Annotated in this window: 22 protein-coding genes; 12 read left to right on the top strand and 10 right to left on the bottom strand. The window is 64.0% G+C overall.

Annotated elements, in window-relative coordinates; translation table 11 throughout:
- Positions 1 to 69: 69 nt before the first annotated feature.
- From ACOJB8_RS16530 to ACOJB8_RS16520, 3 genes are read right to left on the bottom strand one after another with little or no spacing between them, the layout of a single operon-like run.
- Complete coding sequence (locus ACOJB8_RS16530; protein WP_069266458.1) at positions 70 to 579, bottom strand: DUF1697 domain-containing protein; 510 nt, start codon at positions 577 to 579, stop codon at positions 70 to 72.
- 23 nt (positions 580 to 602) lie between these two features.
- Positions 603 to 1,346, bottom strand: a complete 744-nt coding sequence (locus tag ACOJB8_RS16525) for a Pr6Pr family membrane protein (RefSeq protein ID WP_342947311.1) — start codon at positions 1,344 to 1,346, stop codon at positions 603 to 605.
- Between the two features lie 58 nt (positions 1,347 to 1,404).
- On the bottom strand, positions 1,405 to 2,037 hold the full coding sequence (locus ACOJB8_RS16520) for a TetR/AcrR family transcriptional regulator (protein WP_475013389.1): 633 nt from the start codon (positions 2,035 to 2,037) through the stop codon (positions 1,405 to 1,407).
- Between the two features lie 265 nt (positions 2,038 to 2,302).
- On the opposite strand from ACOJB8_RS16520, the gene ACOJB8_RS16515 reads away from it, so the two are divergent.
- Positions 2,303 to 2,614 carry a hypothetical protein gene (locus ACOJB8_RS16515; protein ID WP_342947313.1) on the top strand — a complete coding sequence of 104 codons (312 nt, stop codon included), beginning with the start codon at positions 2,303 to 2,305 and terminating at the stop codon, positions 2,612 to 2,614.
- 175 nt (positions 2,615 to 2,789) lie between these two features.
- Here ACOJB8_RS16515 and ACOJB8_RS16510 read toward each other — a convergent pair whose 3' ends face one another.
- The 3 genes from ACOJB8_RS16510 to ACOJB8_RS16500 all read right to left on the bottom strand — a co-directional run bounded on the left by ACOJB8_RS16510 (position 2,790) and on the right by ACOJB8_RS16500 (position 5,122).
- Positions 2,790 to 3,209, bottom strand: coding sequence for a hypothetical protein (locus tag ACOJB8_RS16510; RefSeq protein WP_406953424.1), 420 nt, complete (start codon positions 3,207 to 3,209; stop codon positions 2,790 to 2,792).
- Between the two features lie 309 nt (positions 3,210 to 3,518).
- Positions 3,519 to 3,920 (bottom strand): SRPBCC family protein, encoded by a 402-nt coding sequence (locus ACOJB8_RS16505; protein ID WP_368685236.1) that lies wholly within the window; start codon positions 3,918 to 3,920, stop codon positions 3,519 to 3,521.
- Between the two features lie 113 nt (positions 3,921 to 4,033).
- On the bottom strand, positions 4,034 to 5,122 hold the full coding sequence (locus tag ACOJB8_RS16500; protein WP_342947315.1) for a DMT family transporter: 1,089 nt from the start codon (positions 5,120 to 5,122) through the stop codon (positions 4,034 to 4,036).
- Positions 5,123 to 5,420: 298 nt separating this feature from the next.
- On the opposite strand from ACOJB8_RS16500, the gene ACOJB8_RS16495 reads away from it, so the two are divergent.
- From ACOJB8_RS16495 to ACOJB8_RS16445, 11 genes are all read left to right on the top strand, one after another.
- Positions 5,421 to 6,359: a D-ribose ABC transporter substrate-binding protein gene (locus ACOJB8_RS16495; protein WP_069266464.1), complete on the top strand. Its 939-nt coding sequence runs from the start codon at positions 5,421 to 5,423 to the stop codon at positions 6,357 to 6,359.
- Between the two features lie 82 nt (positions 6,360 to 6,441).
- Positions 6,442 to 7,101, top strand: a complete 660-nt coding sequence (locus ACOJB8_RS16490; RefSeq protein WP_475013388.1) for a DUF2291 family protein — start codon at positions 6,442 to 6,444, stop codon at positions 7,099 to 7,101.
- Complete coding sequence (locus tag ACOJB8_RS16485) at positions 7,098 to 8,660, top strand: sugar ABC transporter ATP-binding protein (protein WP_475013387.1); 1,563 nt, start codon at positions 7,098 to 7,100, stop codon at positions 8,658 to 8,660. The genes ACOJB8_RS16490 and ACOJB8_RS16485 overlap by 4 nt, the downstream gene beginning before the upstream one ends.
- A 63-nt stretch (positions 8,661 to 8,723) precedes the next feature.
- Positions 8,724 to 9,791 (top strand): ABC transporter permease, encoded by a 1,068-nt coding sequence (locus ACOJB8_RS16480; protein ID WP_342947318.1) that lies wholly within the window; start codon positions 8,724 to 8,726, stop codon positions 9,789 to 9,791.
- Between the two features lie 3 nt (positions 9,792 to 9,794).
- Positions 9,795 to 10,853, top strand: a complete 1,059-nt coding sequence (locus ACOJB8_RS16475; protein WP_475013386.1) for a Gfo/Idh/MocA family protein — start codon at positions 9,795 to 9,797, stop codon at positions 10,851 to 10,853.
- Positions 10,850 to 12,817 (top strand): D-apionate lactonase, encoded by a 1,968-nt coding sequence (apnL, locus tag ACOJB8_RS16470; protein WP_475013385.1) that lies wholly within the window; start codon positions 10,850 to 10,852, stop codon positions 12,815 to 12,817. Before ACOJB8_RS16475 ends, apnL begins: the two co-directional genes overlap by 4 nt.
- A gap of 141 nt (positions 12,818 to 12,958) precedes the next feature.
- Complete coding sequence (locus ACOJB8_RS16465) at positions 12,959 to 14,314, top strand: MFS transporter (RefSeq protein ID WP_475013384.1); 1,356 nt, start codon at positions 12,959 to 12,961, stop codon at positions 14,312 to 14,314.
- Positions 14,315 to 14,352: 38 nt separating this feature from the next.
- Positions 14,353 to 15,183, top strand: a complete 831-nt coding sequence (locus ACOJB8_RS16460) for a phosphogluconate dehydrogenase C-terminal domain-containing protein (RefSeq protein ID WP_069266471.1) — start codon at positions 14,353 to 14,355, stop codon at positions 15,181 to 15,183.
- A 20-nt stretch (positions 15,184 to 15,203) separates the two neighbouring features.
- Complete coding sequence (locus tag ACOJB8_RS16455) at positions 15,204 to 16,448, top strand: ribulose-bisphosphate carboxylase large subunit family protein (RefSeq protein ID WP_475013383.1); 1,245 nt, start codon at positions 15,204 to 15,206, stop codon at positions 16,446 to 16,448.
- 8 nt (positions 16,449 to 16,456) lie between these two features.
- On the top strand, positions 16,457 to 17,836 hold the full coding sequence (oiaK, locus tag ACOJB8_RS16450; protein ID WP_475013382.1) for a 3-oxo-isoapionate kinase OiaK: 1,380 nt from the start codon (positions 16,457 to 16,459) through the stop codon (positions 17,834 to 17,836).
- 73 nt (positions 17,837 to 17,909) lie between these two features.
- Positions 17,910 to 18,617, top strand: a complete 708-nt coding sequence (locus ACOJB8_RS16445) for a transcriptional regulator NanR (protein ID WP_069266474.1) — start codon at positions 17,910 to 17,912, stop codon at positions 18,615 to 18,617.
- 37 nt (positions 18,618 to 18,654) lie between these two features.
- On the opposite strand, the gene aspA is transcribed toward ACOJB8_RS16445, so the two are convergent.
- From aspA to ACOJB8_RS16425, 4 genes are all read right to left on the bottom strand, one after another.
- Positions 18,655 to 20,073, bottom strand: a complete 1,419-nt coding sequence (gene aspA, locus ACOJB8_RS16440) for an aspartate ammonia-lyase (RefSeq protein WP_475013381.1) — start codon at positions 20,071 to 20,073, stop codon at positions 18,655 to 18,657.
- Positions 20,074 to 20,101: 28 nt separating this feature from the next.
- A complete protein-coding gene (gene cuyB / locus ACOJB8_RS16435) occupies positions 20,102 to 21,568 on the bottom strand; it encodes a cysteate racemase (RefSeq protein ID WP_368685227.1) in 1,467 nt (488 codons plus the stop codon).
- Positions 21,565 to 22,860 (bottom strand): dicarboxylate/amino acid:cation symporter, encoded by a 1,296-nt coding sequence (locus tag ACOJB8_RS16430; protein ID WP_475013380.1) that lies wholly within the window; start codon positions 22,858 to 22,860, stop codon positions 21,565 to 21,567. The genes cuyB and ACOJB8_RS16430 overlap by 4 nt, the downstream gene beginning before the upstream one ends.
- Before the next feature lie 89 nt (positions 22,861 to 22,949).
- The gene (locus ACOJB8_RS16425) at positions 22,950 to 23,957 is read right to left on the bottom strand and encodes a LysR substrate-binding domain-containing protein (protein ID WP_475013379.1); all 1,008 of its coding nucleotides are present in this window, start codon (positions 23,955 to 23,957) and stop codon (positions 22,950 to 22,952) included.
- Positions 23,958 to 24,064 lie beyond the last annotated feature (107 nt).

The raw sequence follows: 24,064 nt of genomic DNA, 5'->3' as shown, positions 1-24,064 counted from the left end.
TCGTAACTCACGATACAACGCTCTTTTGGTCGTTGAAGTAGGGGCTTGGGCCGTGCTTAAAAGGGCAGCCTACGCTTGCGCCATCTCCAGAAGCTTCGCCACGGTATTCATGTTGCGCGCGGTTCCGGCCTTCGCCGCAGCGATCCTGAGCTTCGAGCGCCCGATACCGTCCTTGTAAAACACGTAGATTTCGCGCTCGCCCAGCTGGAATTCTTCCGCCTGCTGACCGCTCACGTTGTCGAACGCGTCCGAGGGCGGCGGCGTGTCGAGAAAGATCGCGACAGTGCGATCAGGCGCGCCAGCGGGAAAGGGGTTGTCATGCAATACGGCGGCCAATTCGGCAGCCGTACGCACCACCACGCCGACGGGTTTGCCTGCATAAGCCTCGAGGCTCTGCTCGAGCTTCTTTTTCACCGATGCTTCGGCCAGCCGGCTCTCGAACACCACGTTGCCGCTCGCGATATAGGTACGCACTTGCGCGAACCCGAGCGCTTCGCACATGCCCCGAAGTTCGGGCATGGGAAGCTTGCCGGTTCCGCCGACATTCACGGCGCGTAGCAGGGCGATATAGACGGGCATGGGTTCGATCGGGAAGCCAGGAGTTAGTCAGGGCGCCGCAAGTCGGTGACGGCGAGGGCCTCGTTTGCGACGACGGCAGGGCGCCTGCGTGCGTTGATCGTCACGAAGACCGTCATCAGCACCATGAAGGCGGCAAGCAGCAAGGCGCTGTTGACGAGCACATGTGCATAGCCGAGCTGAGCGACGTCGATGAATGGATAGGGGTAGAAGTCAGTCTCGCTGCCGCGCCAGAAGGTGACGGCAAGGTAGCCCAGCGGATAGACGAGCCAGGCGAGGCGGTCGCGAGCAGTCAGGGTGAAGCGCGGCACGAACAGGAGCCAATACGCGGCGCATAGCAGCGGGATCAGGCTATGCAGGCTCTCGTTGAGCAGCGCGCGATAACCGTGCGGCGTCCAGAGATGCCGCAGCAGCAGATTATAAGCAATGCCAACGAAGACGATATACACCGTAACCGCGCTCACGCTGCCCGGAGCGCGGAGCAAGCGTGCCGGCCACGTGCGCACGCGCAGTGCGATGCAGGTGAAGGTGAGCGCAACGAGCAGCACCGTGAGATTGGTGAGGTAGGCCGAAAGCCTGCCGATGGCCTCGAACGTGTCGAAACCGCGCAGCACCATGCGCTGGATCGTAATGTCGGTTTGCGCGGCGAGCGCCCCCCACGCGAGCAGCGCGATCACAGCCGCCAATGCGGTGGCATAGGGGCCTGGGGGCTGCGCCGTGTCGGCAAGCGGCACGGCAGCCGCGCGTGCGGGTAGCGGTGGTTCGGACATGCAGCGATGGTAGCGCACAAAGATCATGCGCGCCTGAAGCCGCTTTTCCCGGTGGCGGCTATTTGCCGTCGGCGCGCTCCGCAGCCGCAACGAGATACAGGCGCACGAGATCGCGCAGTTCGGCCATCAGCACGGCGCGCGCCGATGGCTCTTCGTTGGCGATGCTGGCGACGCCCTTGAGCATGTGAATCAGCACGATCGCCATGACTTTTGCCTTGGCCGGCTTCAGATGCGCGATCGCGCGGCTCAGGATGTCGGCAACGCCGCCGCGCATCGCTTCGCGAAAGCGCCTGCGATGGTCGTCGCTGCCGCTGCGGGCGTCGACGAGTGCAACGGCAAAGCTGCGTTGCGATTGCAACAGCAGCATGAAATCGACGAGCGCATCGGCGACGGCCTCGAGCGTCATCTCCGGAACCTGTTGCTCCAGTTCGGCGAGTCCGTTCTTCGCCTGCAGTGCGTAGCGCAGCAACAGCGCTTCGGCCAGCGCCTCCTTGGTCGGGAAGAAGCGGTACAGCGAACCGATCGCCGTCGACGCGCGCGCCGCAATTTCGGTCATGGTGGCGGCGTCGTAACCCTTCTCCGTGAAAACGGCGACAGCGGCGTCCTGGATCGCGGCCACGCGCTGGCGGCCCCTTTCGCGTTTGGGCTCGATGCCGCGAGCGGCTTGCGCAACGGGTGTGGATGACGTCATGGCGTTATCTTCAAATGCGAGGATATGAGAGGAATTCCTCGCATATTAGCACGCGGGATGCCTTTGTCGGCCAGACGCAAGAACACGCCGACATGAAAGGGTGCGTCCCGACCGCTCGCCGGTCAATTGACTTATGAGAGGCTACCCACTACCATGATTTGCGAGGCTGTCCTCGCATTTCGGCGCGGCGGCGATCGCCGCCGTTGCCGCCCGCCGTTGCCGCCATCACGCTGCCCCTTCCCGTTTGAACGTTCGAGGTTATGACATGCCGTACGTGTGGCTCTTTTTCGCTGGCGCGTTCTTTTGCAACGCGATTCCACATCTGGCTTCCGGCCTGCAGGGGCTGCCTTTTCCCACGCCCTTCGCCCGTCCCCGAGGGCGGGGCGACTCGTCGCCCATCGTGAACGTGGTTTGGGGCTTCGTGAATATCGCGATCGCAATCGCGCTGGGCGCTGGACGTCTCGAGCAACCTGCAACGCGCGAGGACGTCGCGGCGCTACTCGCGGGCGCGCTCGTCATCGGGCTTTTTCTTGCGTTCCATTTCGGCGCGGTTCAGCGGGAGAAGCGCGCCGATTGAGGTCGAAACAGGCCGCGGCAAGCTCGTGAAAAAAGCAGTTGCGCAGATTAGGGGAAAACCCTATACTTAACCCGTCTCCTCCATGTCTCCTCCTGATATGGATTCAGCCCGCTCTCTCAGCGGGCTTTTTCTTTTCTGGCGCCAATTCGCTCAGGCCGCCAGCCATCCTCGCCAGTCATTCCTTTACGAACACAAAGTCGCATTTGCGTGCGGTCGTGCGCGAGCCGCTGCCTGAAGTCGCGTCGAACTGTGCGCTGACCTCATACGAATAGGGCGCTCGATTGTTGGCGTGCGGCGATGTGGCAGTCAGGCCCTGGGCGACGAGTGTGGCAGAACCGTCCGGTTCGAGCTTGCCGTCCAGCGTGAGCCAGCCACTCGCGTCCCGTTCGCCGTGTTCTCCGTGGAGGACGTTTTGCTGGATTTCGACGGGGAATTGATATCGGTAAGCCGGTGTGTCGCCGGCGCCCTTGGGGCACGTGAGCGTCACGTTCCAGTCGCCGTCGAAGGTGCCGGCGGCGTGTGCCGCGGGCGTTCCAGCAAGGCCCGCGCAGACGGCGATGCAGCGCACGGCCAACGTTAATTTACCTACCCGCATTGCGGCTCCCGGTGTCGACTCATCTGACACTATTGTGACCGCAATTGGCGTGCCGGTATGGGCGCCGTCGCACAGTGTGTTTCGCGGCAGCTCGGCGCCTGGGTTGTGCTTTTTGTCAGTCCGGCCGCGCCTCATTTGCGCAACTAACTGTCAAGCCCGGCAACCGCAATCGAATTTGGCCCGCGTGGCCGCAAAAGAATCCGACCATTGCCATGAGCGACACCGGCCTCCAGGACGCGCGGCGCAGAAGCGCGGGCGGGCGTGCTGCGTCTTTTCAGACAGTAGACGACTTCCGCCCGGCCGCCACCCTCAACTCCGGGCCAGATTGCGCTGGAGCGCCGCGCAGCCCGCATCCGTGAGCGGCTCGACCATCTGGATCCGCTCGTCGGGCTTGAAGTCGCTGATCCAGACCACGCGGCAACGTTGGGGCGAATCGGATGAGTCCGGCATCACCTGAAGCGTCGCGTGATGATGCTCGAAGCGTCCGCCGCACACGGTGTAGGCGAGGCGCATGCGGGCATCGTCGACGCCGATCACGCGTTCCTCGATCACGGTGCCGTCGACGAACGTCACCCATCGCACGTCGTTTTCCATGCGCGCATCGGTCAGCACGCCGGCGAACACGCGGTCGACGTTGGCGGGATCGCGCAGCGCGGCCCAGACATCTTGCGCCGAGGCTTCAACGGGAACGTCCCGGTAGACGGTAGCCATCGCACTTGTCTCCTTCGTTTTGTGTGGCGAGTGCATCGTGCGCGTGCCACGCGCGGCGGTCCTGGGAAATCTTGACGTCGTTTGCGAGGGAAGCACCGCGACGCGTGCCGCCCTCAATGCGCGTGCCGATGGTGCACGTCGGGATAGTGCGCGTGACTATGCGTGATCGGCGCGTGACGGTGCGCATGCGTGTGCGGCTCCGAGCCGTCCCACGCGAAATCGTGCTCGTGCTGATGGTGTTCGTCGTGCCGGTGCGCGTGGGTGTGCTCGAGGGGTTCGTGCGTATGCGGGTGGTCGTGACGTTCGCGCACGTGCAGCCATACGCCGAACGCCATCAACGCGAGCGCGAGCCAGAAGGCGAGCGCCGGGCGCTCCGGCCACAGCAGCAGTGACAGCGCCACGCCGAAGAGCGGCGCCACGGAGAAATAGGCGCCGGTGCGCGCCGTGCCGAGATGGCGCAGCGAGACGACGAAGAGCACGAGGCTCACGCCATAGCCCGCGAAACCCACGGCCATGGCGCCGCTGACCGCCGGCCAGGCGGGCCAGTGCGCGCCCGCGGCGAGCGCAATGCCGATATTCACCGGCCCGGCCACGAGCCCCTTGGTGCAGGCCACGACCATCGCGTCGTTGGTGGAGACCTTGCGCGTGAGGTTGTTGTCGATGGCCCAGCACAGGCACGCGAGCGCGACGAGCAGCGCGCCGGGCGCGATGCCGGACACGGCGCCGGCATGCGCGCCGGGCCACGAGAGCAGCACGCCGCCCGCCACGATCGCCAGCATGCCTAGCGCGATCTGCGCGTCGAAGTTTTCGCGAAAACAGACCCAGGCGATGAGCGCCGTCAGCACGCCTTCGAGGTTCAGCAGCAGCGCGCTCGTGGCGGCGGGCGTGGTGTTCAGGCCGAGCATGAGCAGGGCGGGCGCCGCCACGCCGCCCGCGGCGATCGCACCGGCAAGCCATGGCAGTTCGGCCAGGCGCAGCGGGTCCTGTGCGGGCTCCTGCGTGGCGGCTGAATGGCTGCGGCGCGCCGACAAGCGGCGTAACACCAGGACGGCCGCGAGCCCCGAGCCGCTGCCGAGATAGAAGAGTCCCGCGAGCATGAACGGCGACACGCTGCCGAGCAGCGCCTTGGCGAGCGGGGTGGTGATGCCGAACAGGGCGGCCGCGAGGAGCGCCGTGAAGATGGTATGCCGATGGGACTTCATTGCAGGCCGGAAGCGGGAAGTGGAATAAAAAGCGTAGAAGGCGCGCGATGGGCGCGCAAGCGGGCCGCGCGCCGAGCGGGCCCTGGACCCATCAATCTTTAACCTGGGCAGGAGATAAGTGCCGATTCTGCCACTTGTGCGAGATGAGAGAAAACCCTGGATCTAAAAACATAGCGGAGTTCCTGCCTACTGGTATGATGACATCATGACGGCATAAGTGATGAGTGTTGAAAGGCAATCACGACCGTCAGCTGGTTGTAGTCAGACAAAGGCGTTTAACCAGACAGGAGACAGCATCATGAAGGCACCCAGGCGTTGGCTTGCGTCGACGTTGATGTCATTTGCGGTTCTCGGCACGGCGGGCGTCGCGCAAGCGGCCAATCTCATCGCCATCATCACCCCCTCTCACGACAATCCCTTCTTCAAGGCGGAAGCCGACACGGCGAACGCGCGCGCCAAGGCGCTCGGCTACGACACCATCGTGCTGGTCCACGACGACGACGCCAATAAGCAATCACAACTCATCGACACCGCCATCGCCCGCGGGGCGAAGGCGATCATTCTCGACAACGCCGGCTCGGAGGCGTCCATCGCCGCAGTCAAGAAGGCGAAGGACGCAAAAATTCCCGCGTTCCTGATCGATCGTGAAATCAACGCGACCGGCATCGCGATCTCGCAGATTGTTTCGAATAACTACCAGGGTGCGCAGCTCGGCGCGCGCGCCTTCGTCAAGGCGATGGGCGAGAAAGGCAACTACGTGGAGCTCGTCGGCCGCGAGGCGGATATCAATGCCGGCATCCGCTCGAAGGGCTATCACGATGTGATCGACCAGTTTTCGAACATGAAGATGGTCGAGCGTCAATCGGCGAACTGGAGTCAGACTGAAGCCTATTCGGTAATGGAATCGATCCTGCAGAGTCACCCCGACATCAAGGGCGTGATAGCCGGCAACGACACCATGGCGATGGGCGCAACAGCCGCGTTGAAAGCTGCGAAGCGCAACGACATCATCGTGGTGGGCTTCGACGGCAGCAATGATGTGCGTGACGCGATCAAGCGTGGCGAGATCCGCGCGACGGTGTTGCAGCCAGCGGCCGAAGCGGCCAACGACGCGGTCGATCAGGCCGACAAGTATCTGAAGACCGGCGCGACGGGCAAACCCGAAAAGCAGCTCATCAACTGCTCGCTCATCACGAAGACGAACGCCAGCAAGCTCGACATGTTCGCCTTGCGTTAAGGCGCGCATCGGTAGCACAAGCATTGCACGAGCGGGGCGCGGCGCGCTCCGCAAGGACATCCGTAACCAGATGGGGTTATGCATGGGAGTGCTTCGGTACGCGGTCATCGCCGTGGTGGCGAGCGGCGCGCTGCACGGCTGCAAGCTGGTGAAGAACAGTGACCTGCAGGGCTCGGGTGGATCGCACGACAACTATGCGTCGGCGGGCTACGACCCGAACGCCATGGTGGCGTCGATGTGGAGTACGAAGATCGTGCCCGACATCGAAAAGCGCGCAGTGGACTATCGGACGCTGCGCGATGCCATCAAGGCGGACCCCGACGCCGCCGGCCACAAGTACGGCTACCGCGGCAAGGACGATGGCGCGCCGTGGAACTTTCCGACCACGCTGCACGGCACGATCGTGGACGTGGACACACAGTCGAGTCAGGGCACCGTGGGCGTGGACGTCGACGGCAGCGGGCAGGCCAGCGTGATTGTCGACATCGGTCCGACGGTGCTCGGGACCACGCTGCGCGATTCGCTCGATTTCATTTCGTTCAGCAATTTCCGCAACCAGATCGAGTATGCGCAATTCGGCACGGCGCTCAATGCGTACGCGGCGAATCACGTCATGAAGCCGCTGCCGCGCAACGATCTCAAAGGCAAGCCGATTACGGTGACGGGTGCGTTCTCGTACGACTCGTCGAGCGACCAGCCGGAGATCGTACCGCTCGCGGTCACGGTCGGGGGCAAGTCATGACCGACGCCAGCAATGCCGACGTAATCCTCCAGGTCGAGGACGTCACCAAGGTCTATCCCGGCACGGTTGCACTGAAGGGTGTGAACTTCTCGGTGCGACGGGGCGCAGTCAATGTGCTCGTGGGCGAGAACGGCGCGGGAAAATCCACGCTCATGAAGATCATCGCGGGCGCGGAGCAGCCGACCAGCGGGAAGCTCGTGCTGGACGGCAAGCCAGTCGCACCGGCTAGCAGCGCAGAGGCACTACGCCTCGGCATCGGCATCGTCTTTCAGGAACTCAACCTGTTTCCGAACCTCACGATCGCCGAGAACATCTTCATCGCGCACGAAATCACGCGTGTCGGCATCGATATCGACGCCGACGCACAGCGCGAGAAAGTGCGCGAGTTGCTCGCGCGGCTCGAACTCGACCTCAGCCCCGACACGCTGGTCGAGGATCTGCGCATCGGGCAGCAGCAGCTCGTGGAGATCGCGAAGGCGCTCGCCCACGATGCGCGCGTGCTGATCCTCGACGAACCCACTTCGGCGCTCAGCGCGGCGGAAGTGGCCGTGCTGTTTCGCGTGATTGCGGAGCTGAAGGCGCAGGGCGTGTCGATCGTCTACATCTCGCACCGGCTCGAAGAACTGGTCAGGATCGGCGACTACATCACGGTGCTGCGCGACGGCCTCATCACGGGCCATCAGCCGATGGCGCAGATCGACGTGCCGTGGATCGTGCGGCAAATGGTGGGCCGCGAAACGAAGGACTTTTCGCGCCCCGTCGGCCACACGCGCGGCGCCGAGGTGCTGACGCTGCGCGACGTCACGCTGCCGCGCAAGGGCAGCGGCTTGCTCGTGGATCATGTCTCACTGTCGCTTCACGCGGGCGAGATCGTTGGCATCTACGGACTGATGGGGGCGGGGCGCTCCGAGCTGTTCGAATGCATTCTGGGTGTGCATGCGCACGCAACCGGCAGCGTGGTGCTCGGCGGCAAGGCGCTCGACGGCAAGCCGATCGCGGGACGCGTCGTGCAGGGCCTTGCGCTCATTCCCGAGGACCGCAAGGCCGACGCGCTGCTGCCCATCATGTCGATTGGCGAGAACATGACGCTCTCGAGTCTCGCGGCACATGCGCGAGGTTTCCACATCGATCCGCGGCGCGAGCAGCGCTCGGTGCTCGATTACATTCGCAACCTCGCGATCAAGGTCGCCGATTGGCGGCTGCCGGTCAGTTCGCTCTCCGGCGGCAACCAGCAGAAGGTGGTCATCGCGCGTGCGCTGATGACCACGCCAAAAGTGCTGCTGATGGACGAGCCCAGCCGCGGCATCGACGTCGGCGCGAAGGCGGACATTTTCAAGGTCATGCGCGACCTGGCCGGCCGGGGACTGGGCGTGCTGTTCGTGACGTCCGATCTCGAAGAGGTGATGGCCTTGTCCGATCGCATTCTCGTGATGTCGAATGGCCGTGTCACTGCTGAATTCGATGCCGCCGACGCTACGCAGGACGCGCTCGTCGCCGCCTCCGCAGTCGGGCACAGGACGGCGCATGCCACCCATGCTGCGCACGAACAGGCGGCCTGAGCAAGCGCGTTCAACGGTCGTCACGGTTCCAACGTTTAGCCTGCATTCATCTGGAGAGCATTCATGTCGCTGGCCATCAAGAGCACGGCACCCGGAGCGAGCTTCAGCGAAGCGCCGCTGCTCCTGCTGCTGAAGCTGCGTACGTTCATCGCATTGTTCGCGGTCGTGGTTTTCTTTTCGTTCGCTGCCCACAACTTTCTGAGCATCGAGAACCTGCTCATCATGTCGCGGCACGTCGCGCTCAACGCCTTCCTCGCAATCGGCATGACGTTCGTGATCGTGGCGGGCGGCATCGACCTTTCGGTGGGCTCGGTCGTGGGGCTCACGGGCATGGTGGCGGGCGGGCTCATCCTCAAGGGCATTCCCATCGGCAGCGAGTACACGCTCTTTCTGAGCGTGCCTGCCGTGATCGTCGTGGCGCTGGTCGTGGGCGTGCTGGTAGGCGCGATCAACGGCTTGCTCATCACCCGGCTGAACGTCGCGCCGTTCATCGCGACGCTCGGCACGCTCTATATCGCGCGAGGCGCAGCGTTGCTGTCCTCGGGCGGCGAGACCTTCCCGAACCTCACGGGCAATCCCGCCTACGGTACCAGCGGCTTTCCGGTTCTCGGCAGCGCGACGATACTCGGCATTCCGCTCACGGTATGGTTGCTGGTCGTGGTGGGCGTGGTCGCCGCGTACATTGCCGCGCGCACGCCGCTCGGCCGGCAGATCTACGCGGTTGGCGCCAACGAGCGCGCCGCCCAGCTCTCGGGCGTGCGCGTGAATCGCGTGAAGATGTTCGTGTATATGTTTTCCGGTTTCTGCGCGGCGATCGTCGGGTTGATCATTTCTTCCGAACTCGTCGCTTCGCACCCCATGAGCGGCGAGACGTTCGAACTCAACGCGATCGCGGCGGCCGTGCTGGGCGGCACGTCGATGTCGGGCGGACGCGGCAAGATCGGCGGCACCATCGTCGGTGCGTTCGTGATCGGCATGCTTTCGGACGGGCTCGTGATGATGGGCGTGAGTTCGTTCTGGCAAACGGTGATCAAGGGCGTCGTCATCGTGGCGGCGGTGGTCGTCGACCAGATCCAGCGGCGCGCGCAGCAGCGCTTTGCGCTGCAAAAGCAGGCCGCAACGGGGGCGTGACCGATGAGTGTGATCACGAGTGCGGCACCGGCGCAATTGAAGGGCGCGTTGATCGGCTGCGGATTCTTCTCGCTCAATCATCTGCATGCGTGGCAGGACATCGACGGCGCACGGATCGTCGCGCTGTGTGACGCGAACCGTACGCGCCTCGACGAAGTCGGCGACAGGTTTGGCATCGAACGGCGTTACACGGACGCGGCCACGATGCTGCGTGAAGAGCGGCTCGATTTCGTCGATATCGCGACCACCGTGCCGAGTCACCGCGCGCTCGTGGAGCTTGCGGCGGCGGCCGGCGTGGCGACGATTTGCCAGAAGCCGTTCGCTTCCTCGCTCACCGATGCGCGCGCTATGGTTCAAACGTGCCACGAGGCCGGCGTGCCACTGATGGTTCACGAAAACTTTCGCTGGCAGAGCGCGATCCAGGCCGTGGGAAGGGTGCTGCGCGAGGGGGCGATCGGGCAGCCGTTCTGGGGGCGCGTGTCGTTTCGTTCGGCATACGATGTGTTTAGCGGTCAGCCCTATCTGGCGCAGGGCGAGCGCTTTATCGTCGAAGATCTCGGCATCCACATTCTCGACGTCGCGCGCTGCCTGTTCGGCGACGTGGCGCGCGTGAGCGCCACGACCGCGCGCGTGAATCCCTCGATTCGCGGCGAGGACGTCGCGACGATCCTGCTCGCGCATGAAAACGGCATGAGCAGCGTGGTGGATTGCAGCTACGCGACGCGGTTGCCGCGCGAGCTCTTTCCGCAGACGCTCATCGAAGTCGACGGCGCCGAGGGTTCTCTGCGGCTCTTTGCGGACTACCAGCTGCAGATCCACACGCGAGCAGGTTCCGAGCTGCGCAACGTCGCACCGCGTGCGCTCTCGTGGACGAGCGAGCCCTGGGTGGCGATCCAGGGCAGCGTGTTCAGCATCCAGTCGCACTGGGTGGATTGCCTGCGGCGCGGCGTCGAGCCGGCCACGAGCGGTCGCGACAATCTGCGCACGCTGGAGCTTGTGGAGGCCACGTATCTTTCGGCGCGCGAGCGGCGCAGCGTCGTGCCGGGAGAGGCGGCGTCATGAGCAATGGGATGAGCAACGCGATCTACTACGGCACGCAGCAGCCGGTGACCCCGGGGCGCCGCCTCGAAGCGGGACCGTGGTCGGCGTGGCTGATCGACGGCGCATTGCATGACATCCGCTATCAAGGCACCGAAGTCATACGCGCCGTGTCATTTCTCGTGCGGGACAAGGACTGGGGCACGTGCCGCCCCGACATCGAACGCATCGATGTCGAAGAGACGGCGGGCGGCTTTCACGTTGCGTACGACGCGCGCTGTGCGAATCCGGAAGGACACGCACTCAGCTATGCGCTTGCCATGGCGTGTTCAGCCAACGGCGCCCTCACGTTTCGTTGTGACGTCACCGCGCATGCCGATTTTCTGGCGGCCCGCTGCGGATTTTGCGTGCTCCATCCCATCGACGGCGTAGCCGGTGCGCCCGCGCGCGTGGAGCACGGCGACGGCAGTCGTGAAAGCGCGGCCTTCCCGACACTGATCGATCCGTGGCAGCCCTTCAAGGACATCGCGGCAATCGAACATGATCTGTCGAATGGATTGACGGTGCGTTGCACCTTCACGGGCGACGTGTTCGAGATGGAAGACCAGCGCAACTGGTCCGATGCTTCGTTCAAGACCTATTCACGCCCGCTTGAACTGCCGTGGCCCTATACGCTGGAAAAGGGCGCAGCGTTCGCGCAGACGGTGACGCTAAGCGTGGCCGGTACGCGTCAGGCGACGGGGAAAGCAGAAGCCACACGAGAGGCGCGTGCCGACAAGATCGAAATCGCTTCTGGCAATCTCGGGCAGCACGAAACCATGCCGGCGATCGGCGTAGCCATTGCCACACACGATGCCGCAGCGGCGCTCGCGAATCTCGTGTTGCTTGCAGAGTTCGGGCCGCAGCAATTGACGCTGAGCTACGACCCGCTTGCGGGCGATGGCGTGGCCGAGCTTGGACGCTTTGCACAGTTGCAGCGCGAAAGCGGCGTGGCGGCCGTGCTGGAGTTTGCCTTGCCCGGTATCGAGGCGCCGCATGTGGAACTCTTGTGCCTCGCCGCCCAGATCGACCAGGCCGCCCTCGCGTTGACGGGCCTTATCGTGAGCCCGGCCGTGCATCGGCAGTCGAACCCGCCGGGCAGCGTGAGCCCGCCGTGTCCCGCGCTCGACGAAGTCTATCGTGAGGCGCGCCGTGCGTTCCCCACGCTACGGCTTGGCGGCGGCATGCTGAGCTACTTCACGGAGCTGAACCGCAAGCGGCCGCCGCTCGACCTGGTCGACTGGGTTACCCACGCGACGTGTCCCATCGTGCACGCCGCTGACGACCGCAGCGTGATGCAGACGCTCGAGGCCATTCCCCACATCACACGCTCTTGCCGCGCGCTGATCGGTGGGCAGCCCTACGCGATCGGGCCGGTCTCGATCGGCATGCGACAGAACCCATACGGTTCGCGCGTGATGCCGAATCCCGGAGGCGAACGCGTGGCCATGGCCGCCAACGATCCGCGCCAGCGCGCGTTATTCGGTGCCGCCTGGCTCGCCGGATATGCGGCCGCGCTCGAAGGCGCGGGAATCGAAACGCTCTCGCTCGGTGCCTTGACAGGGCCGCGCGGGCTTGCCGATGTGGAAGGCCACACGCCCGCGCGCTATCCGGTTCTCGATGTCGCGAAGGCATTGGCTCGTATGGCGGGAGCGTCGCGCCTGCACGTCACGCGAAGCGGCCATGCCGCCCGTATCGCGTGCCTCGCAGGACGCCACGCCGACGGCGCGATCGAACTCGTGCTGGCCAATCTGACGAGCGAGCCACGCGAGGTTCAGCTCGAATTCGACGAGGCGATACCCACATCGCTGCAGGCGACGAGCCTCGACGAATGCACGTTGGGCGGGGGCCCCGACGCACCCGGGCCATGGACGCTGTCGCCCGGTGTTGCGGTGACGCTGCGGCCGTTTGCCTGTGTGTTCGCCTCTTCGCGCGCGGTGTTGACGTAGCGTCCGGGGCGCATAAGCGCCGCGGCGTACAGACATGTCGGTGGAAATACCAGGTGTAGTCGTTCCGTCATGATGGTCTACTCATCATACCAGCACATATGATCTGTTAATCAGCATCGGATCACTCGCGGGAGCAAACGCATGCAAGCCGTTTCAGGTAAAGCCGAATCCGCTTTCGAACGTCCGACGATCCGCAAGGTCTCGCTGCGCCTCGTGCCGTTCGTCGCCTTGATGTTCTTCATCAACTTCCTTGACCGCACCGCGATCTCGTTTGCCGGCCCGAACGGCATGGCGCACGACCTCGGTCTCGACGCGGCGCAGTTCGGATTCGCGGCGGGCGTGTTCTTCATCGGCTACATCTTTCTCGAAGTGCCGAGCAACCTGGCGCTGCATCGCTACGGCGCGCGCCGCTGGCTCGCGCGCATCATGGTGACGTGGGGCGTGGTCGCGCTCCTGCTTGCGTGGGTCAACAGCGCGACCTCGCTCTATGTGCTGCGGTTCCTGCTGGGCGTGGCGGAAGCGGGTTTTTTCCCCGGCGCGATCCTCTTTCTCAGCAACTGGGTGCCGCAGCGCCATCGCAGCCATATCCTCGCGCTGTTCTATCTCGCGCAGCCGCTCACCATCGTGATCGGTGCGCCGTTCGCCGCGCTGCTCATCGGGGCGCATGGGTGGTTCGGGCTCGCGGGGTGGCGCGTGATGTTCATCGGCGTGGCCTTGCCGGCCATCGTGGTGGGCGTGATCGCATGGTTCTATCTGAGCGACCGTCCCTCGCAGGCGCGCTGGCTCACACGCGACGAACAGGCGTGGCTCAACGCTGAACTCGAAGCGGAGGCGCGCACGAAAGAAGCGGGCGCGATGCGTCACGGCGCGCATGCGGGGGCGGCCCTGCTGAGCCCTCGCGTGTGGATGTTTTCGCTGATGTACTTCGGGCTCGTCTACGGCCTCTATGCGCTCGCGTTTTTCCTGCCGACCATCATCGGCGGATTCGAAGGGCAGTTCGGCACGCACTTCAACGTGTTCCAGAAGGGGCTCATTACGGCCATTCCGTATCTGCCCGCGGCCATCGCGCTCTTCGTCTGGAGCCGCGACGCCACGCGTCGCGGCGTGCGCGGCTGGCACGTCGGGATTCCCGCGCTGCTCGGCGCGCTGAGCATTCCGGTCGCGCTCTACATGAAGTCGCCGGCAGCAAGCATTGCCGTCATCACGGTGACGGCCTGCGCCGTGTTCGCCGCGCTGCCGTGCTTCTGGACGCTGCCGGCCCGCTCGCTCTCGGGCGCGGGCGCCGCTGCGGGCATCGCGCTCATCAATACGGTCGGCAATGTGGCGGGCTTCGTCGCGCCTTACGTGACGGGCGCCATGCACGATGCAACCGGCTCTTACCACGCGCCGATGTTCGTCGTCGGCGCCTTGATGCTGCTGAGCGCCGTGCTCGCGCTGGCCTTTGCCCGCGAGCCGCGCGCATCGCGTGAGCGCGAGCACGCGCTCGCCGCGAATTGATCGAAGCTGGACTCACGGACCTGGCAAGGAGGATGAACATGAAAGAGAAAATTGCGCTCTTTGGCGCCGGCGGAAAGATGGGCTTTCGCCTTTCGGGCAACTTGCAGAAGTCGGACTATCGCGTGGCGCACGTGGAAGTCGGCGAAGCGGGGCGCAAGCGCCTCAAGGATGAACTGAACATAGAGTGCGTGTCGGTCGAAGCGGCGCTCGACGGCGCGCAGGTCGTCATCCTCGCCGTGCCCGATACGCTGATCGGCAAGCTGAGCCACGAAATCTCGCCCATGCTGAAGGCCGGCACGATGGTGATGACGCTCGACGCCGCCGCGCCGTTCGCGGGTCATCTGCCGGAGCGGCCCGATCTCACGTACTTCGTTGCGCATCCGTGCCATCCGATCATCTTTAACTACGATGTCGATGAAAAGTCGCTTCACGATCATTTCGGTGGCGCATACGCCAAGCAGTCGATTACGAGCGCTCTGATGCAGGGACCGGACTCGGCGTTCGATCTCGGCGAGGATGTGGCGAAAACGATCTACGCGCCGATTCTGCGCTCGTATCGCCTGAGCGTGGATCAGATGGCCATGCTCGAGCCGGGTCTCTCCGAAACGGTCTGCGCGACGCTGCTGTACGTGATGCGCGAAGCGATGGACGAGACCATCCAGCGCGGTGTGCCCAGGGAAGCCGCGCGCGACTTCCTGCTCGGCCACATGAACATCCTGAGCGCGGTGATCTTCAACGAGATACCCGGCGCGTTCTCCGACGCCTGCAACAAGGCGATCGAATTCGGCAAGCCGCGCCTCATGCGCGACGACTGGAAGGGCGTATTCGACCGCGCCGAGATCGCCGAGAGCATTCGCCGCATCACCTGACCCGAAACAGGAATCGCACCGTGACCGAACGTATTCACGCGACTTACTGGCTGGAGACCGGCGATGATCCACGGCGTGCCGCCGACGTCATCGCCGGAGAGCAGTCGAGCGGCACTTTCGTCGCACTGCCAAACGAAACACCGGAGCTGAAGGCGCGCTCGGGCGCGCGGGTCGAGCGCCTCGACGTGCTGGAAACCGTGGACGCGCCGAGCCTGCCCGGCGGCATGCGCTCAGACGCATACACGCGCTGTACGCTCGAACTCTCGTGGCCGATGGAGAATTTCGGCGCGTCGCTGCCGAACCTGATGTCGACCGTTGCAGGCAACCTGTTCGAGCTGCGCCAGGTGTCGGGCCTGAGGCTCACCGGGCTGCGACTGCCTGAGTCGTTCGCGGCGGCCTATCCAGGGCCGGCGTTCGGCATCGAAGGCACGCGGCGGCTCACGGGCGTGGCGCACGGTCCGCTGATCGGCACGATCATCAAGCCGAGCGTGGGGCTTTCGCCCGAGGAAACCGCGCAGCAGGTGCGCGAGCTCGTGGAGGGCGGCATCGACTTTATCAAGGATGACGAACTACAGGCCGACGGCTCCCATTGTCCCTTCGACGAACGCGTGAAGGCCGTGATGCGCGTCGTGAACGACCATGCTGATCGCACCGGCAAGAAGGCGATGGTGGCGTTCAATCTCACGGGCGACCTCGACCAGATGCGCGGGCGCCACGATCTCGTGCTCGCGCATGGCGGAACGTGCGTGATGGCCGTGCTCAATTCCGTGGGTATCGTGGGCCTGCATGAATTGCGGCGGCATTCGCAGTTGCCCATCCACGCGCATCGGGCGGGCTGGGGCTACCTCTCGCGCAGTCCGGCGCTCGGTTGGGACTACGCGCCGTGGCAGATGATCTGGCGTCTCGCCGGAGCGGACCACATGCACGTGAACGGCCTGCGCAACAAGTTCAGCGAACCCGACGACAGCGTGATCGCTGCGGCGCGCGCCGTGCTCGCACCGGTGATGGCGAGCGCCCCCATGCCGGCCATGCCTGTTTTCAGCTCGGGGCAGACCGGCCTGCAGGCCGCCGATACCTACGCTGCACTCGGCTGCGCCGATCTCATCCATACGGCGGGCGGCGGCATTTTCGGTCACCCGCAGGGTGTGGCCGCAGGCGTCGATGCGTTGCGCGAAGCCTGGTGCGCCGCTATCGAAGGCGTGCCGCTGGAGCAGCATGCGCAGAGGCATCCGTCATTGCGTGCGGCGCTCGGCTTCTGGAAGTGAGCAACGGGATGGCTGAAACAAACAACGCGTCCCTGCCCGAGGGCCTGCTACTCGCGTATTACGGCGACGACTTCACGGGCTCGACCGATGCGATGGAGGCCATGACGGCCGCGGGCATCCCCACCATCCTGTTTCTCGACACGCCAACGCCCGAGGCGCTCGCGCGCTTTCCCGAGGCGCGCTGCGTGGGTATCGCGGGATCGTCGCGCGGGCGCAGTGCCGCGTGGATGCGCGAAGCGCTGCCGCTGGCGTTCGCGAGCCTCGCCGCGCTCGGCGCGCCGGTGCTGCAGTACAAGGTGTGTTCCACGTTCGATTCGTCGCCCGAGGTGGGTTCGATTGGCGCCGCGGTCGACATCGGCACGCAGTACATGCCGGGAAACTGGTCGCCGATGGTGATCGGCGCACCGCGCCTGAAACGCTATCAAGTGTTCGGCAACCTCTTCGCAGCCGTCGATGGCGTCGGCTATCGCCTCGACCGTCATCCGACGATGTCGCGCCACCCCGTGACGCCGATGGACGAAGCGGATCTACGCCGCCATCTCGCGCGGCAGACGTCGCGCCGCATCGAACTCATCGACATGCTTCAGTTGCGCGCCGGGGACGGTGCCTCACGCGTGGGCATGCTATCGGCGGAGGATACCCCCGTCGTGCTGATCGATGTGCTCGACGACGAAACGTTGGCAGAAGCGGGCCGCCTCGTTTGGGATGCGCGCGGCGAAGGGGTGTTCACGGCTTCGTCATCGGGCCTCCAGTACGCGCTTGTCGCGTACTGGCGCTCGCGAGGCTGGCTGCCCGCTGCGCCGTCGTTGCCGGCGGCGAGTCCCGTCGATGCGATCGGCGTGGTGAGCGGCAGTTGTTCGCCGGTCACCGCGGCGCAGATTGGCTGGGCGCGTCAGCACGGTTTTCACGTGGATCGGCTCGACCTCGCGCGTGCCCTCGATCCGCAAGCGGGACCCGCTGAAATCGAACGGGCCGCAGGGGCCGCTACGCAAGCCATCATCAGCGGAAGCAGCGCCGTCGTCCACAGCGCGGAGGGCCCGGACGACCCGGTCGTGCGCGGCTTCGACGAGATCGCGCGGCGCTGCGGACGCACGCGTCAGGACGCCGCCCGCGAAGTAGGCCGCGCGCTCGCGGCGGTGATGCGGCGCATGCTCGATCGCACCGGCGTCACGCGCGTGGTCGTTGCGGGTGGTGACAGTTCGGGCGAGGTCGCCGGCGCGCTGGGCATCGACGCGCTCAGCGTGACGGCGGGCGTGGCGCCCGGTGCGCCGCTGTGCAGAGCATGGTCGAGCGCTGCTGCGCGCGACGGCCTCGAAATCGTGCTCAAGGGCGGACAGATCGGCCAGGCCGACTTCTTTGGCGCCGTGCGCGAAGGGCAGGCGAAGTGATCCAGCGGTGACGTGGTGGCCGGCGGCGTGGTGTGGTATTGTCATTACACCAGACGTTTACAGTACCACTGCAATGGGCGAGATCATTCCACGTCGCAAGCTATATCAGGAAGTCGTCGATCGACTCATGGAACGCATTCGTGCGGGCGAGATCGCGCCCGGCGCGCAGTTACCGTCCGAGCGCGAGCTGATGGAGATATACGGCGTCGGGCGGCCGGCGGTGCGCGAAGCACTGCAGGCGCTGGAGCGTTCCGGCATCGTCGAGATCGTGCATGGGGAGCGCGCCCGCGTGGTCGTGCCGACCGCAGACCGCCTGATTGCCCAGATCGCTGGCGGCGCGCTGCATCTGCTGCGCACCCAACCGGACATGCTCGAGCACCTCAAGCACGCGCGGCTTTTTCTCGAAACCGGCACCGCACGCATGGCGGCCGAGCGCGCCACGGAAGAAGATGTTGCGCGGCTTCAGTTGAGCGTGGCGCAGCATCGCGCGTCCATGGTCAATCTCGCGGAATTCATCGAGAGGGACATGGCGTTCCACCGCGAAATTGCGAAGATCAGCGGCAACCCGATTTTTCCCTCGATCGTGGAGTCGCTGTTCCGCTGGGCGGGCGAATACTACCAGCCGCTCGTGCGCGCGCCGGGCGTCGAGGAACTCACACTCACCGAGCATCAACGCATCGTCGATGCGATCGCCGCCCGTGACGGCGACGCCGCCGAGGCGGCGATGCGCGCCCATCTTACGCGCGCCAACGAACTCTACCGTACGCAAGGCCGCAACTAGAATACGCTGGCGGTGTTCGCCTGGCGGCGTACGCTAACTACGCAAGCGGCAGGTGATGCCTCGGCTGCGTCAGCATCGTGGGCTTGAGAATGTCTTCGAGTTGCGCCCGCGTGAGCAAGCCTCTCTCGATGACAATATCGGCGACTCTCCTTCCCGATACGAGCGCTTCCTGGGCTACCTGGGTCGCATTCGTATAGCCGATGTACGGATTCAGCGCAGTCACGATGCCGATGGAATTTTCAACGAGCGAACGAAGCCGCTCGCGATTGGCCGTGATCCCGTCGACACACCTCGATGCCAGGGTCAGACATCCCGCACGCAGGTGCGCAACGCTCTTGAACAGGCTGTGCGCAATGACCGGCTCGAACGCATTCAACTGCAATTGACCGGCCTCCGCAGCAAAGCTGACCGTCACGTCATTGCCGATGACTTCGAAAGCGATCTGGTTCACGACCTCCGGAATGACCGGATTGACCTTGCCCGGCATGATGCTGGAGCCCGCCTGAACCGGCGGCAGGTTGATTTCACCAAGGCCTGCGCGCGGGCCGCTCGAAAGCAGGCGAAGGTCATTGCAGGTCTTCGAGAGCTTGACCGCCACGCGCTTGAGCACGCCCGACAGTTGCACGAACGAGCCGACGTCCTGCGTCGCCTCCACGAGATTGGGCGACGTCGTCACAGGGATACCGGTGACACTGGCCAAATGGCGGCAGACGAGCGGCGCATAGTCGGGCGACGTATTGATGCCCGTGCCGATCGCCGTGGCGCCCAGGTTGATTTCGCAAATCAGTTTCGACGCTTCCCGCAGACGTTCCTGATCTTCTTCGAGCATGACCGCAAAGGTGCTGAACTCTTGTCCCAGGGTCATGGGGACCGCGTCCTGCAACTGGGTTCGCCCCATCTTCAGATCGTCGTGAAACTCCACTGCCTTCCGTTCGAACGACGCGCGCAGGACACCCATCGCATCGACCAGTTGCGCGATGCCCATATACGTGGCGATTTTCAGTGCAGTCGGGTAAACGTCGTTGGTGCTTTGCCCCAGATTCACATCTTCGTTTGGGTGCAGTACCGCGTAGTCTCCTCGTTCGTGGCCAAGATGTTCGAGCGCGAGATTGGCGATCACCTCGTTCGCGTTCATGTTGGTCGACGTGCCGGCGCCGCCCTGAATCACGTCGACGACGAATTGGTCGTGCGCAACCCCCTCACGAATCTGCTGGCATGCGTGAACGATGGCCTTCATCTTGTGCTCGGGGAGCAGCCGTAATTCGCAGTTCGCAATCGCCGCGGCTTCTTTCACAAACGCCAGGGCGTTGACCAGATTCGGACAAGTCGAGATTGGAATGCCGGTAATCGGGAAATTGGCGAGCGCACGAAGCGTATGGACTCCGTAATAGACTTCATTGGGCACGGCGAGGTCGCCGAGAAGATCGTGTTCGATGCGTTCAGAACGATTGGACATTGCTTTGCTCCGTTGGAGAGTATTCGGGTCAAGCGAGGGTCGCGTCGGCCGACAATGCGTACGCGATGCATCGTCGCGCGAGAACGTCGGTGGGATCAACCAGCCTGACGCGCGCGCCGCCGCTGCCCACGAATTCACTCCCGGTCAAAAGGAGCGGGAGTTCGGTGCACCCAAGGACGACGACTTCAACGCCTTCGGCAATCAGTCCTTCCATCGCGGCGGCGATGTCCTGCTGACACTGCCCCGTCGTCAATCCCGCCTTGACGCCATGTTTGCCGTAGATGGCTTCCATCACGCGCTCCTGTAGCGCAGGGGAGGGCACGACCTGACGAAGATCCTGCGATTCCAGCGCCTTTCGATAGACCCCGCTCTCGATCGTGCCCGATGTCGCTAGCACACCGACATCACGAAGCGCCGGATACGTCGTGCGCAGATAGCCAACCGTGACCGTCAACATGTTCACAATCGGAATGTTGAGGTACGGCTGGATCCGCTCGACGAATGCATGCGCGGTGTTGCACGGAATCGCGATGATGTCCGCGCCGCCGTCCTCGAGCCGCTTGCACGTCGCGTACAGCGAGACCGTTGGGTCCGCGCCGTCACCAATCAGATTATCGGTGCGATCCGGAATCTGCGGGTTTTGTTCGACCAGCAGCTTGATGTGGTCCTGGTCGCGCGTGGCGCGTGTATTGCGGACAATCTTCTGCAGAAAATCGACCGTCGCCGCGGGGCCCACGCCGCCCACGACCCCAACCTTGAAGGCGTGCGACGGCGAACCGTAACCGCCAGAGACGACGTACTGCGCATACGCGAGGTTGGCATCGACGAGCGGTACGCCCAGCGGGCCGATTTCGTCCGCGACCAGGGCGATTTCCGTCATGCCGGGCACGATCACCTGGGCGCCTTGCGCGATCAGATCGCGGCAAGCCTCGCGCAGCAGTTCGACCGGACGCCCGCGCAGGTTGCCACTCTTGATGCCGTCCGATCCATATACCGCTTCCGTGACCGGATCGAATTCTTCGTGGCATCGGGGGTGGATGACTTCGAACTCGGGGGGCGCAAAGTACCGTTCAAACAAGCGCTTTTCCCGCGTGTAGTCGGAGGCGAGTATGCCGATACGGCTTGCGCCCGGAAACTTGCGCCGAACATGGCTGCGAACCGCCTCGATCATGTCCACGATCTGCAAGCGCGTGTTCGCGCGCAGTTCGTCGATGAAGGTGTGACTGAGAAAGCACGGCAGCACGACCGTTGTTACGCCGCGCTTCTCGAAGTCCCGGATCATCTCGAAGATATAGAGCTTGCGTTCCGTCGTCGCGGTGCTTCCGGAGCCCGAGTTGGGAAAAGGCGACTGCTGAAAGATTGCGTCGAAGTGCTCGGCATCAGTCGATGCGGGCGTCGCCTTCACCAGTTTGAAGAAGACATCTGCGCTTGCCAGCGGTCCCAGGCCGCCGACAATACCGAACTTGGGCTTGTGACCGGCGACATCCGAAGTCATTTCGCTCCACCTTGCGCCGGACCGAAAATCTGTTCGCCATCCTTAATGAAATCGGAAGCGTTGCTCTCTCTCGCGCCTTCCCACTTCGCGATCACGGCGGTCGCCACGCTGTTGCCGATCACATTGGTCATCGTGCGGCCCATGTCGAGGATCTGGTCGATCGCAAGCACCATGGCGACCCCTTCGACCGGCAAATGGAACATCGGCGCCACTGCCGCAACCACCACCACCGAGCCCCGCGGAACGCTGGCCATGCCCTTGCTGCTGAGCATCAGTACGAGCAGCATGAAGAATTGCTGCGAGATCGGCATGTCGACCCCGAACGCCTGGGCGATAAAGATGGCCGCAAACGCCTGATACATCATCGAGCCGTCCAGATTGAACGCATAGCCCAACGGCAGCGTGAAGCCGACGACTTTCTTGTCGACGCCAAAGCGCTCCAGCTGCTCGGTCAGCCGCGGATAGGCCGCCTCGCTGCTCGCCGTCGCAAACGCGATCATCGCGGGTTCACGCACTGCCTTGAGCAACGCGCCGACACGACGGCCGAGGAACAGATAGCCGACGAAAACCAGGATCGCCCACAGCACGACCAGCCCCAGATAGAAGGAGCCAATCAGCTTGCCATACGTGTAGATGACGTCGAGGCCGCGCAGCGTCACCGCCGAAGCGATCGCACCGAACACGCCGAACGGCGCCGCACGCATGACGTAGTTCGTCACGCGCAGCATGACGGGCACCATGCCTTCAATGATCTCGATCACGACCTTGACGCGCGCGTCACGCTTTGTTGCGCTCAGACCCAGGCCGAGGAAGACAGAGAAGACCAGGATCTGCAGGATATCGTTACGCGCCATGGCGTCGAGCAGGCTGGTCGGAAAGGCGTGGGTCAGGACGTCCCTGAAGTTCAGCGCCGAGGTATTCAGGCCGGTATCGACTTCACCTGTACCCGCCACCATGTGCAGGCCGGCCCCCGGCTGCAGGAGATTGGCGAAGACGAGGCCTACCGTAAGCGAAATCAGCGATGCGCAAACGAACCAGCCCACCGAACGCAAACCGATGCGGCCGACGTCCTGGCCACTGTCCATGCCGGCGAGGCCCGACACCAGCGTGACGAACACCAGTGGCGCGATGATCATCTTGATGAGACGCAGGAAGATGTCCGTGATGATCGAGAAGTATCCTGCAATGGCTTTGAGTGTCGCCGGGTCAGATGTGCTGGCGTGGCACGCGTAGCCCGCAATGACGCCCAGTATCATGCCAACGGCAATATAAACGGTGAGGCGATTTTTCATTTCCGTCTGTCCTTGAGTGACACAAGGTGGTCGAGACATGACCGGTGTACGTTGAGAGACGCCTGGAGCGAGATCGACTGCGACCTCGGTCAAGCGTTGGGAGGCATATTAGGGGTGCCAAAGGAAGCGATGATGCCGTTGTTGCATGTGCGTATGCGAATTTTGCATAACGCGGGAAAACCCTGGACGCCGGTCTGTAGAACCGCCCGAAGATGCTGCCAGAGCGTATCGAGAAACTCGCTGCGATTCGAAGCGTCGCGGTAGACGCGCAACTCGATATCCAGATTCCAGTGCGTCGGGCCTGCGGGGACCAGTTCACCCGCCTCCAGTTCCGCGGCTATCGCGCTCTTTGGCAGCCATGCCATCCCTTCGCCTTCCATGACCATTTTTTTGAGCACCTCGGCCATGTCCGATTCATAGTGAAGCAACAAGGAAGGCGCAGAGGGCGCTCGAGCGAGCAGCACCGCAAGGCAGCGGCCGAAATAACTCGTTTCCGTGTATGAAATGTGAGGCAATGGCTGTTTTGCTGTTCCGGGCAGTCGATACGTCGGCGCGGAACGCAGGTTTGGCCTGCTGGCAGGCATGAGCGTGTCGATACCCACAGTGAGATGCTGATACCTCGCGGGATCGAGATGCAAGGGCAGTTCAGGGTGGTGGTAGGCGAACATCAGTTCGCAGTTGCCATTCACGAGCGACAGGATCGAGTCGTGCACATTGGCCGGTACCACGCGCGCGCGCACGTCCCCGAAGTGGGCGGAAAGCGCCTTGAGCCACGCAGGCAGAAAATTCAGCGCGATGGTGTGGCCGGCGGCAATCTGGAGGCTCTTGCCGCCGATCCGTTTTTCAGTCCGGATGATGGCGCGTGTATCGAAGAGTTTGTTCAGGATATCTTCAGCGACTTCGCGGAAGAGTTGACCTGCGGGCGTCAGCACGGGAGGGAAGCTGCTGCGATCGATCAGTTCCGCCCCGACCCATTGCTCCAGCGATTGAATGCGCCGGCTGAACCCGGACTGGGTCACATTGCGGAACTCCGCTGCGCGTGAAAAGCTCTGGTATTGAGCAAGGGCGATGAAGTCCTCGACCCACTTGATTTCCATACGTATGGCCCGCCTTCTGGGACGTGAAATGGCGTTTTCGGGAAGTTCCGATCTTACGCCGGTACCGTTGCACCAGGTCGCGTCGAGGACTGCGTCTGACCTGGCGA

The organism is Paraburkholderia sp. BR10141 (assembly GCF_056155635.1).
Note: the sequence above shows the minus strand (reverse complement) of the source record. Positions and strands in the feature narration are given on the sequence as shown.